This is a genomic window from Nocardia kruczakiae NBRC 101016 (assembly GCF_001612965.1).
Lineage (GTDB): Bacteria > Actinomycetota > Actinomycetes > Mycobacteriales > Mycobacteriaceae > Nocardia > Nocardia kruczakiae.
Map to the genome: position 1 here is coordinate 79,499 of NZ_BDBL01000010.1, position 13,263 is coordinate 92,761.

12 protein-coding genes are annotated in these 13,263 nt (G+C 69.1%); 6 read left to right on the forward strand and 6 right to left on the reverse strand.

Going from position 1 to position 13,263, the window contains the following annotated elements; translation table 11 throughout:
- The first annotated feature begins 41 nt into the window (after positions 1-41).
- Both NK1_RS09475 and NK1_RS09480 read left to right on the forward strand, forming a co-directional pair.
- Positions 42-1,142 (forward strand): branched-chain amino acid aminotransferase, encoded by a 1,101-nt coding sequence (locus NK1_RS09475; protein WP_063008176.1) that lies wholly within the window; start codon positions 42-44, stop codon positions 1,140-1,142.
- A 305-nt stretch (positions 1,143-1,447) separates the two neighbouring features.
- Positions 1,448-2,425: a formylglycine-generating enzyme family protein gene (locus NK1_RS09480; protein WP_084460728.1), complete on the forward strand. Its 978-nt coding sequence runs from the start codon at positions 1,448-1,450 to the stop codon at positions 2,423-2,425.
- A gap of 165 nt (positions 2,426-2,590) precedes the next feature.
- Here the strand turns inward: NK1_RS09480 and NK1_RS09485 are convergent, their stop codons facing one another.
- The 6 genes from NK1_RS09485 to NK1_RS09510 all read right to left on the reverse strand — a co-directional run bounded on the left by NK1_RS09485 (position 2,591) and on the right by NK1_RS09510 (position 7,563).
- A complete protein-coding gene (locus tag NK1_RS09485) occupies positions 2,591-3,199 on the reverse strand; it encodes a TetR/AcrR family transcriptional regulator (RefSeq protein ID WP_063008177.1) in 609 nt (202 codons plus the stop codon).
- A gap of 93 nt (positions 3,200-3,292) precedes the next feature.
- Entirely contained in the window at positions 3,293-4,021 is a 729-nt protein-coding gene (locus NK1_RS09490) for an ABC transporter ATP-binding protein (protein ID WP_063008178.1), read from the reverse strand.
- On the reverse strand, positions 4,018-5,142 hold the full coding sequence (locus tag NK1_RS09495; RefSeq protein WP_063008179.1) for an ABC transporter permease: 1,125 nt from the start codon (positions 5,140-5,142) through the stop codon (positions 4,018-4,020). Before NK1_RS09495 ends, NK1_RS09490 begins: the two co-directional genes overlap by 4 nt.
- 179 nt (positions 5,143-5,321) lie before the next feature.
- Complete coding sequence (locus NK1_RS09500; protein ID WP_030514790.1) at positions 5,322-6,035, reverse strand: MBL fold metallo-hydrolase; 714 nt, start codon at positions 6,033-6,035, stop codon at positions 5,322-5,324.
- A 103-nt stretch (positions 6,036-6,138) separates the two neighbouring features.
- Complete coding sequence (locus tag NK1_RS09505; RefSeq protein ID WP_063008180.1) at positions 6,139-7,110, reverse strand: carbohydrate kinase family protein; 972 nt, start codon at positions 7,108-7,110, stop codon at positions 6,139-6,141.
- A gap of 102 nt (positions 7,111-7,212) precedes the next feature.
- Positions 7,213-7,563 carry a HesB/IscA family protein gene (locus tag NK1_RS09510; protein ID WP_036500157.1) on the reverse strand — a complete coding sequence of 117 codons (351 nt, stop codon included), beginning with the start codon at positions 7,561-7,563 and terminating at the stop codon, positions 7,213-7,215.
- A 313-nt stretch (positions 7,564-7,876) separates the two neighbouring features.
- Between NK1_RS09510 and NK1_RS09515 the strand changes: the two genes are divergently transcribed.
- The 4 genes from NK1_RS09515 to NK1_RS09530 all read left to right on the forward strand — a co-directional run bounded on the left by NK1_RS09515 (position 7,877) and on the right by NK1_RS09530 (position 13,189).
- Complete coding sequence (locus NK1_RS09515; protein ID WP_063008181.1) at positions 7,877-8,545, forward strand: DUF3043 domain-containing protein; 669 nt, start codon at positions 7,877-7,879, stop codon at positions 8,543-8,545.
- Between the two features lie 322 nt (positions 8,546-8,867).
- On the forward strand, positions 8,868-10,871 hold the full coding sequence (gene cobT / locus NK1_RS09520) for a nicotinate-nucleotide--dimethylbenzimidazole phosphoribosyltransferase (protein WP_063905949.1): 2,004 nt from the start codon (positions 8,868-8,870) through the stop codon (positions 10,869-10,871).
- A gap of 20 nt (positions 10,872-10,891) precedes the next feature.
- Positions 10,892-11,632, forward strand: coding sequence for an adenosylcobinamide-GDP ribazoletransferase (locus tag NK1_RS09525; protein WP_439955935.1), 741 nt, complete (start codon positions 10,892-10,894; stop codon positions 11,630-11,632).
- Between the two features lie 315 nt (positions 11,633-11,947).
- Positions 11,948-13,189, forward strand: coding sequence for an ATP-grasp domain-containing protein (locus NK1_RS09530; protein WP_063008183.1), 1,242 nt, complete (start codon positions 11,948-11,950; stop codon positions 13,187-13,189).
- Positions 13,190-13,263 lie beyond the last annotated feature (74 nt).

Consider the following 13,263-nt stretch of genomic DNA (forward strand, 5'->3'; position numbering starts at 1 on the left):
CGAGCATCGGCGCCGAGGGCCGCAGTTCTAGTATCGAGGTCATGACAGTCGCCGCACAGTTCACTCGTACCCCGCATCCCGCCCCGGTTCCGGCGGATCGGCGCACGGAGATTCTGGCGGCGCCCGGGTTCGGTCGCTACTTCACCGACCACATGGTGTCGATCGACTACCTCGACGGGCAGTGGACGAACGCGCGGGTCGAGCCGTACGGGCCGCTGTCGATGGATCCGGCGACGATGGTGTTCCACTACGGTCAGGCCATCTTCGAGGGGCTCAAGGCGTATCGGCAGGCCGACGGCAGTATCGCCACCTTCCGCATCGACGCCAACGCGGCGCGGTTCCAGCGGTCGGCGCGGCGGCTGGCGATGGCGGAGCTGCCGGAGGAGCTGTTCATCGAATCGGTGCGCCAGCTGCTCGAGGTCGACGCGGACTGGGTGCCGGCCGCCGGTGGCGAGGAGTCGCTGTATCTGCGGCCGTTCATGTTCGCCACCGAGGCGGGGCTGGGCGTGAAGCCCGCGTCCGGCTACAAGTACCTGCTGCTGGGTTCGCCCGCCGGAGCGTACTTTCCCCGTGGCGTGAAGCCCGTGCGGGTGTGGCTGTCCACCGAATACGTGCGTGCCGCGCCCGGCGGTACCGGCGAGGCCAAGGTCGCCGGCAACTACGCGTCCTCGCTGCTGGCCCAGCAGCAGGCCACCGACAAGGGCTGCGACCAGGTCGTGTGGCTCGACGCCTGCGAGCGCAAGTACGTCGAGGAGATGGGCACCAACAACCTGTTCTTCGTCTACGGTTCCGGTTCCGAGGCCCGGTTGGTCACCCCGGAACTGTCGGGGTCGCTGCTGCCGGGTATCACCCGCGACAGTCTGCTGACCCTGGCCGCCGACTCCGGTTATCCGGTCGAGGAACGCAAAGTGTCGGTCGAGGAATGGCGTACGGGTGCCGAATCCGGTGAGATCACCGAGGTTTTCGCGTGCGGCACCGCCGCGGTCATCACCCCGGTCGGCTGGGTGCAGTCCGCCGAGGGTGAATTCGAGATCGGCGGCGGGGAGCCCGGCGAGGTCACCATGGCGCTGCGCGACACGCTGACCGGAATTCAGCGCGGCACGTTCGCCGACAACCACGGCTGGTTGCGCACCCTGGCGTGAGGTGAGAGAACGGGCTGGGCGCCGGGCCCCTTACGGCATGTGCCGCCGTCGCGCGCCGGAACCGGCGTCAAGCGGCCGTGCGACCGGCCGGTTATCTGGGAGCAGTTGCCGTGCCGTATGCGCGAGACGTTCGCTGCTGTGTGCCTCACCCACCGAGGGTGAATTCGATGTCCCTCTGCCGGAGCCGTCCGAACAGTTGCCGAATACTGCCTCCGACGGGGTGAACGGCGCTGTACCGTCGAGTCAGCGAACGATCGGCTACCGCTGCCTGCGTTGACGTTTCGGATAGTGAGGGAGAGGACGTCATGCCACATCGCACCGACTCCGGCACCCACCACGCCTGCTGCGCACCCTCGGCGGGAAAGAGCGCTGATTCGACCCAGGACATCGGCGTCACCGGTCGCCCGGCCGGGGGAGAACACGGCCGGGAGTTCGGCCCCGCAGTGGTTCCGGTCCCCGGCGGCACCTTCACCATGGGGGACGAGAGCCGGTGGGCGTATCCCGGTGACGGCGAGGGGCCGTGCCACCCGGTCACGGTCGCCCCCTTCGCCATCGGCCGGTACGCGGTGACCAACGCCGACTTCGCCGCCTTCGCCGCCGACACCGGCTACCGCACCGATGCCGAGAAATACGGCTGGTCGTTCGTCTTCGCCGGACTGCTGCCGCCGGATATGCCGCCGACCCGCGCGGTGGTGAACGCCCCGTGGTGGCGGCAGGTGGAGGGCGCGGACTGGGCTCATCCGTTCGGACCGGACTCCGATGTCGGGACCCTGGCCGACCATCCCGTGGTCCACGTGTCCTGGGAGGACGCGCGAGCCTTCTGCACGTGGTCGGGTACCCGGTTGCCCACCGAAGCCGAATGGGAGTACGCCGCGCGCGGCGGATCCACCGGCCCGTTTCCCTGGGGCGAGGACTTCGAGCCGGAGGGGCAGCGGCAGATGAACGTCTTCACCGGCGACTTTCCCCGCACGGCCCCCGGCGCGCATCTGGGCACGATGCCCGTGAACGCCTACGCGCCCAACGGTTTCGGGCTCTACAACACCACCGGAAACGTGTGGGAGTGGTGTTCGGACTTCTTCTCGCCGGACTACTACCGGCACAGTCCCGAGGCGAATCCCACCGGACCCGATCTCGGGCGCGACCGGGTGATGCGGGGCGGCTCGTATCTGTGCCACCTGTCCTACTGCCGCCGCTACCGCGTCTCGGCGCGGCAGGGCAGCGAACCGGTCTCCTCGACGGGAAATCTGGGCTTCCGAGTGGTCGCGGACAACCCCGTGCAGTGAGATCCCCCGGGCCGAGCCGAGAGGGAGAGTCGAGAGCAGATGAGCAGCGTGGTGGCGCCGACGCTCACCCATGGCTCGAGCGACCCCGACCGCCTCCATGCCGGTCGGAGCCGGGTCGCCGATTCGAGGGAGGCGCAGACCGCGCTGATGACGGGCCGAGGCGATCTAAGCGACGTCGGGTGTGTGCGGGCCGGCCGCCGCGTGACGGAGGTACGGACTCAGTAACTCTCGGACGCGCGCCGCCACGGTGTCGACGGGGGTGTGGTTTTCCACCAGGCGGGAGGCGGTATGGACGACGGCGTTGATCAGTTCGGCGGTCGTGGCCGGATCGGGGGCGCCGAGTTCGATCAGCGCGTCGATCAGCGGTGTGCGGAGTTCGTCGTGGATGGCGCGGCCCTGGGCGGCGAGGGCGTCGGCGGCGATGTGGGTCGAAAGTCCTTGGACCACCGCGTGTTCGCCCTCGTCGACCAGTTCGAGGTTGGCCATCGCATACGCCAGGACCCTGCCGCCGGGGTCGTCGGCCGCGGCCATACGTTCGGCGATCCGCTCGCTCCAGCGGGGAAGCGCGTCGGCCAATACCGCTTCGAACAGGTCGTCGCGAGAGCCGAAATACTGATACACGCTGGGCCGGGCCAGACCGGCGCGGGCGGCGACCTCCGCGAGAGTCGGCGCCGCACCGGTCTGCTCGGAGAGAATCGCGCGGGCCGCGTCGAGGAGGGCGCGCCGCTGCGCCTGCCGGTGTTCCGCGACTGTCGCCGCCTGAATCCTCGGCATGTCACCTCCTTCTCGCGCGGCCGGGCCCCGGTCGACCCTGTGCGACAGTGCTATCACACCCTGTCGCCGCGCCGGCCGGGGCGTCGCGCGATCTCAGGTGCCGGGCACGAGGCGGCCGTCGATCATGTGCAGGACGCGGTCGCAGCGGTCGAGGATGTCGTGATCGTGGGTGACCATGACGGTGGCAACCGCCGCCGCGCGGGTTTCGCGGGCCAGCAGTTCCACCACCTCCGCGCTGCGGGCGCGGTCCAGGGCGGCGGTGGGCTCGTCGACCAGCAGGACTCGCGGTGAGCCGATGAGTGCGCGGGCGATGCCGACGCGCTGGCGTTCCCCGCCGGACAGCTGCTCCGGACGCCGATTCGCCTTCGCACCCATCCCGACCGCATCTAGCAATTCCCGCGGATCGCGCCGGGCACCGGTCAGCCGGGCGACCAGTCGCAATTGATCGGCGGCCGTGAGCGCGGGCAGGAGATTGCCCGACTGGAAGACGAAACCGATGTGGCGCAGGCGGAATCGGGTGCGGGCCCGGGTGCCGAGGGCGGTGAGATCGGTGCCGCCGATGCGGACCCGCCCCGCGTCGGGCGTGGTGAGCCCGCCCGCCACGGCGAGCAGACTCGATTTGCCCGAACCGGAGGGGCCGATGATCGCGACGAATTCCCCCGGCGTGACCGACAGGTGAACGTCGTCCAGCGCGGTCACCGTATCGGCGCCGTCGCCGAGGGTGAGCGCGACGCCGTCGAGTTCGAGGCCCGTCTTCGCGTCGTCCAGGTCGCGCGTATTACCTTGTGGCGCAACTGTTTTGCGGCTGGTGAACAGGCTCATCGGTGGGCTCCCAGGGCCGCGAGGGGATCGATTCCGGTCACTCGCACGATGGCGGCGGCCGCGCCCAGCACGCCGAGCAGCACCAGTAGGCCGGCGCCGGTGGCGATGGCCGCGGGATCGAGGGTGAACGGCATGCCGTGAATGAATCGGCTGCCGCCGACGGCGATCAGCACGCCGACGGCGGTCGCACCGACCAGCACCACCACGGCCTGAGTGAGTCCGTCGGCGAGCAGGAACCGCGTCGGTGCGCCGATCGCCCGCAACACCGCCAGTTCGCCCGCGCGCTGAATGGTCCACACCAGGAAGAACGCACCGACCACCAGCGCGGAGATCGCGTAGAGGAACACCTTGATCAGCGACATGGTCGCCATCTCCGCCGAGAAGCCGGGGGAGGCGTCGTAGGAGGCGGTGCGCGTCATGGCGGTCGTATCCGCCGCCGCGTCGCCGGCGGCGAGGTCGACAGTCGCACCCGGCCGCGCACGCAGTGCCACGGCACTGGCCTCGCGGTAGGCCTGCTCCCGCACCTGCTCACCCGGTTTCACCCCGGCGTGGATCTGCTGCCAGGTATGCAGCGGCACATAGGCGACATCGACGTGGCCGAAGGTCTGCTTGCCCGCGGTGACACCGACGATCGTCAATGTGGTGCCGAGCCGATCGATCACGACGGTGTCGCCGAGTCGCGCCCCCTTGTCGAGGGCGGTGGCGCTCACGACGATGCCGTCCGGCCGGTCCAGCCGTGCGCCCTGCGCCGGGGCCGGGGCCAGGAACGACTGCGGATCGACGCCGAACAGGGCGAAGTCGAGCGCGACCCCACCACCGGTCTTGGTGTTGACCAGCGTATTGCCGAAGGGCGCGGCGTCGGCGACGCCCGGCTGGGATCGCCACGCCGCGACCTGAGCGGTGTCGATCGTGCTGCGGGTGAACGCGGAGTCGGTCTTCGTGCCGTGCGCGAAGGCGAAGGCGTCGACGGGCAGGGCGCGCAGGCCGGAGACGCCGTCGTCGACCAGTCCGGACGAGAGCCCGGACAGCATGACGGTCAGGATCGAGATGAGCGCGACCACCCCGCCCATCAGGCCGAATCTCACTCGCGCGTACCACAGTTCGCGCAGTGCCAGGAACATGGCAACTCCTCACAGCTGCCGCCGGGCGCCGGCGGCGGGACAGCACCATCTTCCTGACGGCGCGTCGGTAAGATACCAACGCTGCGTCGGCAAAATCCGCCGGGGTGCTGCACCTGCGCCGGACATGCGAAAAGCCCTCTCGCGCAAGGCGAAAGGGCTTGGAGGGCGAGGGCGGGTGCTCAGCCGGGCATGAGCATATGCCACTGCTCCAGGGTGGTCGGGCGCATCACGTAGTTGTTCTCGCGCACCGACGACAGGGCCGCGCTGGGTTCTTCGGAGTACCAGTGGCCGGGGTAGACGACCGGGTCGCCGGACAATTCGGCCAGGTGGCGCAGGCTGCGGAACATGGCGTCGGAATCGCCGCCGGGGAAGTCGGTGCGGCCGCAGCCGTCGACGAACAGCGTGTCACCGGCGACGAGCCGGTCCTCGAACAGGAAACACTGGCTGCCCGGCGTATGGCCGGGGGTGTGCAGGAATTCGATCTCGACGCCGCCGACGGCGAGCGTGTCACCGTGGTCGTGGCCGGTCAGCTCGCTCGGGGCGATGCCGGTGACGTTGGCGACCCAGGACAGTTCCTCGTGGTTCACGTGCACCGGAACCTGCACCCGTTCGAGCAGTTCCTTCACTCCGCGCAGGGTGAAACCCATCATCGTGCCGCCGACGTGGTCGGGGTGGTGATGGGTGGCCAGCACGCCCGTCAGCCGCAGGCCGTCCGCCTCGGCGATATCGACGAGATCACCCGCCGCGTACGCGGGATCCACCACCACGCATTCGCCGGACTCGCGATCGCCGATCAAATACGAGAAATTGCGCATCTGAGTGGCAATCGGGTCGCCGACGGCCCAGTCCCGGCCCGCCAGCAGCTGACGAAAATATAAACGATCGGATCCCATACGCACACCCTATTGTTCGCCGGCGAACTCCGCGCATCCGGACGCAATGTTGTGAATCGTCACGGCTGCGGGCCGCCGAACGGCTCGGTTCTTCGGGGCGGCGTCAGCTCAGCAGCGCGCCGAGTTCCTCCGCGGCCTCCGGGCCGTACGCGCCGCGCAACCGCCGCAGCGCGTCGTCGCGGTCGAGCGACCACTCCTGGGTTCCCACGGTCTCCAGGACCAGCACCGCGGTCAGCGAACCCAGCTGGGCCGAGCGCTGCAGGCTGAGGCCGGCGGTGTGCCCGGTGAGGAAGCCGGCCCGGAACGCGTCGCCGACGCCGGTCGGGTCGACCTGCGAAAGTTCCGGCACCACTTCGACATTCACCTCGACACCGTCGGCGTCGACGATCAGCGCACCCTTGGCGCCCAGGGTGGTGACGCGAATGCCGACCCGGCGGCCGATCTCCTCGGGGGACAGGCCGGTCTTCTGCAGCAGCAGGCCCCACTCGTACTCGTTGGTGAAAAGGTATGTGGCGCCGTCGATCAGGGCGAGCGCCTGATCGCCGTCGAGGCGGGCCAGCTGCTGGGAGGGGTCCGCGGCGAACGGGATGCCGAGCTTGCGGCACTCCTCGGTGTGACGCAGCATCGCGTCGGGATCGTTGGCGCCCACCAAAACCAGGTCCAGCGAACGTTTTTCGGCCACCTCGGCGATCGAGATGTCGCGGGCCTCGCTCATCGCACCGGGATAGAATGATGCGATCTGGGCCATCGTCTCATCGGTGGTGCAGACGAAACGGGCGGTGTGCGCGGTCTCGGAGATCCGCACCGCCGAGCAGTCGACGCCGTGGCGCTCGAGCCAGTCGCGGTACTCGCCGAAATCGGGGCCGACCGCGCCGAGCAGCAGCGGGTTACCGTTCAGCAGACCCATCGCGTACGCGATGTTGCCGCCGACACCGCCTCGGCGAATCACCAGATCGTCGACCAGAAAGCTCAACGACACGTGCTGCAACTGATCGGCAAGCAGGACGTCGGAGAATTTCCCCGGAAAACGCATCAAATGGTCGGTCGCGATGGAAGCGGACACAGCGATGGTCACGAAGCCCGGTCCTTGTCTGTCGAGGGCGGAATCAGCTTTACCGTACCGTGTGCACGACACGGCGCGGAACCTCCGCAGAGATTCCGCGCCGGGTGCAGATCGTCAGTTGAAGCTGTCGCCGCAGGCGCAGGAGCCGGTGGCGTTCGGGTTGTCGATCGTGAAGCCCTGCTTCTCGATGGTGTCGACGAAGTCGATGGACGCACCCTGGACGTAGGGGGCGCTCATCCGGTCGACGGCGAGCTTGACCCCGCCGAACTCGGCGGTCAGGTCACCGTCGAGGGTGCGATCGTCGAAGAACAGCTGGTACCGCAGACCCGCGCAACCGCCCGGCTGCACCGCGATGCGCAGCGCCAGATCGTCGCGGCCCTCCTGGTCCAGCAGCGCCTTCGCCTTGGACGCGGCGGCGTCGGTCAGGATCACACCGTGGGTGGTGGTCTCGTTCTGCACAGTCATGAAGTCTCCTCGCAGACCCTCGTTACCCGTGAACGTTGTTTCCGTGAACAGCGCACGGCTCGGTAGCTGTCAACGCCACGTCGCGGGTGGCTATTCCAATCTTGCCACTGCGCGCGCCAGGGTGGGCCCGTCGGCCCCGGAATTGCCGGGTTGTCGGCGGTCGGACGTGCGAATCGCCACACCCGCGAGGCGTGTCGCGGGTGCAGACCGCCCGGTCGGAGCCGGTTTGCCGGTATGGGCGGTATGACCGATCACACAGGCTGCGCGGACTCCGTGTTTCCAGGCCGGTATGCCATCCAATAGCCTGGTCGGCGTGAAGTTCCTGCGCCGTGGCGATGCCAGCACCACCGACGACCGCGTCGACGACACGTCGGCCGCGACCGACGACGACACGGCCACGGCAGCGCAGCGGCCCGCACCGACCGCCGGCAAGGGCCGGCCGACGCCCAGACGTCGCGATGTCCAGGGCCGACGTCGCGGGCCGGTTGCGCCCGCGCCGCTGACCGCCAAGGAGGCCCGCGCCCGGCGCAAGGCCACGCGCGGCAACCGCGAGGAACGCAAGGTCGCCTCGGCCGAACGCCGGGCCGCGGCCGCGGATCGCCGCGCCCGGATGCTCGCCGGTGAGGACAAATATCTGCTGCCGCGCGACCGCGGCCCGGTCCGCGCCTACGTCCGCGACCTGGTCGACGCCCGGCGCAACCTGGTCGGACTGTTCATGCCGCTGGCGCTGGTGCTGATCCTGACCATGTTCCTCACGCCGCAGGTGCAGGCCTACGTCACCCTCGCGATGATCGTGATGATGCTGTTCATGGTCGCGGAGGGCTTCGTGATCGGCCGCCTCATCAACAAGCGGGTGCACGAGCGCTATCCCGACGACACCACCTCGAGCTGGTCGCTGGGCTGGTACGCCTTCGTCCGCGCCTCCCAGATCCGCCGTATGCGCGCGCCGAAGCCACGGGTTTCCCCCGGCGACGCGGTCTGAGTCCGGGAACCCGCGCGGCACGATCGTTGTACTCGCGGCCGAGCCCGGATTTCGCCCGGGGCCGCGTGTTCTGTCGAGTCTTCATGTCGGGCGAGGACCCATGTCCGGCCGAGCACCCCATGCCCGGCCGAGCCGCAGGTGCGGCCGGCCCGGCCGACGGGCGGGACGATTGCCGTGGGCCTCGGTCGGGTGCCGCCGCGCGTCTGCTGAATCGCCGCGGTGGACGGATGGAACTCGGCCCGTCGCGGGGGCCGTGGGCTCGCACCGGCGGGGCCTCGGGTGGGCGGCGTCCGGGGTGCGGGCCGATTGGTACCGTGCTGACGTGGTGAACGATGCTGCGGGCGGCCGAGGGCTGCGGACGCTGGTGCTCGGTGGGGCGCGCTCGGGGAAATCCGCCTATGCCGAGGAGGTGGCCGGCCGCAGCGGACCGGTGCGCTACGTGGCGACCGCGGTTCCCGATCCCGCCGACGCGGACTTCGCCGATCGTATTGCCGCCCATCGCGTCCGGCGCCCCGGCACCTGGCATGTGGTGGAGGGCGATCCGATCACCGTGCTCGGTGATCCGGCGCCGGTGACGCTGATCGACGACCTCGGCACCTGGCTGACCGCCCGCATCGACGCGCGCGCGGCCTGGGAATCGCCGCGCGGAACCGTCGGCCCCGATATCGACGCCCTGGTCGCGGCGGTGACCGGATACGCGGACCGCTTGCTGATCGTGAGCCCGGAGGTCGGGCTGGGTGTGGTTCCGGCGACCGCCTCGGGACGACTGTTCCAGGACGAGATCGGGACGCTGAATCAGCGGCTCGCGGCGGTATGCGACGAGGTGGTGCTGGTCGTCGCCGGAGTGCCGGTCGTGCTGAAGGGCGCGGGGGCCGCGAGTGCTTCCACCGGAAGCGGCAGGGTGGCGGCCGCCTCCGCGGCGGCCGGGGCAGCCGGACTGGGAGATGTTGCGGCGGAGCGATTCTCGTCTTCGGGAAGCGCTGATCCTGCGGGCGGCGAGCATCCGTTCCACGGTTCCGGTTTCGCCGACTCCGCTGCGGCAGAAAAAGCTTTCGCCGCCGACCGTGATGCGGACGGCGCCGCTGCGTCGACCGGCCCGAGTGACGCGGCGCACGTGGGCGCGGGGACCCACCCCAGCCCCGGTGCCGCGGACGCGGGGGCCGCGGCGGGTGGCGAAATCGCTGGGGCCGGAGCTGCTGCCGTCGGCTCGGCGGCAGCGTCGACTCCGCGCGGCCTCGCCGAATTCGGCGGCACCACACCGGCATTCGGGCCGGTCGCCGCGCCCGATGCGCGCGTACGAGCCGAGGCCGAGCAGCGGCAGTTGCAGTTGACCAAACCGGCGGGAGCGCTGGGTCGGCTCGAGACTCTGGGGAATTGGGTCGCGGCGTGCCAGGGGGAGTGCCCGCCGCATCAGTTCCGGCAGGCCCGGGTCGTGGTGTTCGCCGGAGATCACGGCGTGGCGCGACACGGGGTGTCGGCGTATCCGAGTGAGGTGACCGCGCAGATGGTCGCCAACTTCCTGGCCGGTGGGGCGGCGGTGAACGCGCTGGCACGGCTGGCCGATGCGACCGTGCGCGTGGTCGACATCGCGGTGGACGCCGACACCGATCCGTCGGTGTCCACGCACAAGATTCGCCGCTCCAGCGGCGCCATCGACCGCGAGGACGCCCTCACCGAAGCCGAACTGTACGCCGCGCTGGCCGCGGGCCGCGCGATCGCCGACGAGGAGATCGACAGTGGAGCCGACCTGCTGATCGCCGGCGATATGGGCATCGGAAACACCACGCCGGCAACGGTTCTCATCGCCACCCTCACCGATACCGAACCGGTGGTGGCGATCGGCCGGGGCACCGGCGTCGACGATGCCGGATGGATGCGTAAGGCCTCCGCGATCCGCGACGCCATGTGGCGCGCGCGTCCGCACCGTCAGGACCCGTTCGCGCTGCTGCGGATCGCCGGTGGCGCGGATTTTGCCGCCACCGCGGGCTATCTCGCTCAGGCCGCCGCCCGGCGCACGCCGGTGATTCTCGACGGGGTGGTGGTCACCGCCGCCGCGCTCATCGCCGAGATGCTCGCCCCCGGTGCGAAGCGCTGGTGGGTGGCCGGGCATCGGTCCACGGAACCGGCGCACCCGCTCGCCCTGGCCAAGCTCGACCTGGAACCGCTGGTCGAGCTGAACATGCGGCTCGGTGAAGGCTCCGGTGCGGTGAGCGCGCTGCCACTGCTGCGCGCGGCCATCGCCGCGCTGTCGGAGATGTCGACCTTCGGTGAGGCCGGGGTGAGCACCGCCGAATCCGATTCGGCCGCACCGGAAGTCGTGTCCTGAGCGAGGCGGGTGGTGCGATGATCGCCGCCGCCCGTCTGGCGGTCTCGTGGTTGACGGTGCTGCCGGTGCGTGGGCCCGAATTGGTCGACCGGAAGTCGGCGGCGGGGGCGATTGCGGCCGCGCCGGTGGTCGGGGCGGTGCTCGGCGCGGGCGCCGCCGCGTTGCTGTGGGTGGTGTCCTGGGTAGGCATGGATTTCGCGCTCGCCGGTCTGATCACCGTCGGCGCGCTGGGGTTGGCCACCCGCGGCATGCATCTGGACGGGCTGGCCGACACCGCGGACGGGCTCGGCAGTTACGGGCCGCCGGAACGGGCCCGGCAGATCATGAAGAGCGGCGGGGCCGGGCCCTTCGGGGTGGCGGCGTTGATCTTCGCCATCGGGATTCAGGCGCTGTCGTTCGCCGCCTTGGCCGAGCACGGGCGCTGGTTCGCGGTGGGGCTGGCGGTGGCCGTCGGACGGGTCGCGGTCGTCCTCGCCTGCCGTGGGTATGCGCCTGCTCCCGGCGCCGGTTTCGGTGCGTTGGTGGCGCGCACACAGTCGGTGGTGACCTCGGCGGTCTGGACTCTCGTCGCGATCGTGGCCGGCGTTGTCGCCGCGCCCGCGTATTGGCTCGGGCCGGTCGCGGTCGCCGGGGCGCTGGCCGCTGTGGCGGTGCTGGTGTGGCATTGTGTGCGGCGTTTCGGCGGGCTGAACGGTGATGTGCTCGGTGCCGCCGTGGAGGTGACGGTCGCGGTCACCGCCGCGGTGCTGTCATTGTCCTGACGCGCCGTCGAGTTCTCGATCGACGTGCGGTCTTCTCCGCACCGGAGAACGATGACCAGCGAAAACGGTTGTGCGTCAATATCGCAACCGCATTGCCTCTGTTTGGGAATGAGGCACCGGGGTATCCGTGGGCAATGACGGTGATAGAGCGGATCGCCGTTGTTGCCGCCCGCCGACGATGCCGAGCGCACGCGCGGCGATGCCGGAGCCCGCCGAATTCGCAGCCCCGGTGTCGAGCGCAGGACCACCGCGCGACAAGACGACCTCGCAATCGACGAACGTGCACCGAGGTCGAAGAGGGGAGCAGGTTTGTCGATGTCATCCCGTGAATCGAAGAGCAGGAACCCGGACAAAGGCTATGTCGCCCTGCTGGGTTGGAGTCTGAACGCGGTCGAAGCGGTGGACCGATTCGATCGGCGCTATGTCGTGGTAGCTCCGGAGTGGGCAGAGGAGTACTGCACCGAACACGACATCCCCTATCTTTGCTGGAATTTCGAACGACTCAACGACCGGTCCGTGGAAATCGCGGAAACCCTGAAGGAGATGGGCGTCGACGTCGCCATCCCGATCTTCGAGGAGACCGTGGAATGGGCGGGCGCGATCAATTCGGTGCTGTTGGACAATCCTCGGCTGCTCGGCCAGGCCATGCTGCTGCGCGACAAATCGCTGATGAAACGGCGCGCGCAGCTGGGCGGTATCCGAGTGGGCATCTTCGAGGAGGCGCACGAGCGTGACGACGTCATCCGGTTCCTCAAGCGCGTCAACCAGACCCTGCTGAAACTCGACGGCGATCCGAACGATCCGATCCACATCAAGGCATTCGACAAGGCCGGCTGCCTCGGGCACCGCGTGATCCGCACCCCCGACGAGATCGACGCGATCCCCGACGACGAGTTCCCGGTGCTGATGGAATCCCATTTGGACGGTTGGGAATTCGCGGTCGAGGCGTGGATCCACGACGGCAAGATCCGATTCCTCAACATCTCCGAATATGTGCGGCTCGGCTACTCCGTCTTCGTCCCCGCCACGCCGGAACTGGAGAAGTATCGTCCGGAGATCACCCGCCAGGTGGAAAAGCTGATCAAAACCTTCGATATCGAATTCGGGTTCGTGCACCCGGAATACTTCGTCACCAGCGACGGCGAGATGTATTTCGGCGAGGTCGCCTATCGCCCGCCCGGTTTCAAGGTATTCGAATTGCTGGAGCGCGCATACGGTTTCAACGCCTATCACGCGCTGGTACTCGCCTTCGATCCGAAGACCACCGAGGAGGAGATCGAGGCGTTCTTCCCCCGCGAGGTGGTGGATGCGAAAGGGCACGCCGGTTCGTTCGGCGTCTATCCGCGACGGCGAGTGGTCAGCCGGTTGTCGATCCCGGAGGAGACGGAGGATCACGAATATTTCGAAACCCACGAACTCACCGCCCCGCTGGCGGAAAAGGTCACCAAGCGAACCGCATTCGGCAATCACTGGGGTCTGCTGTACTTCTTCGGCGAAGACCCGTACGCTCTGCGGGACCTGCTGAAGCGACAGGAAGAACTCGACTTCTACGTATGACTCCTTCTCGCAGGAATGGATCACGGGAGGATCCTGATTGAGTCCACTCGGCAGCGACGACGACACTCTGGACA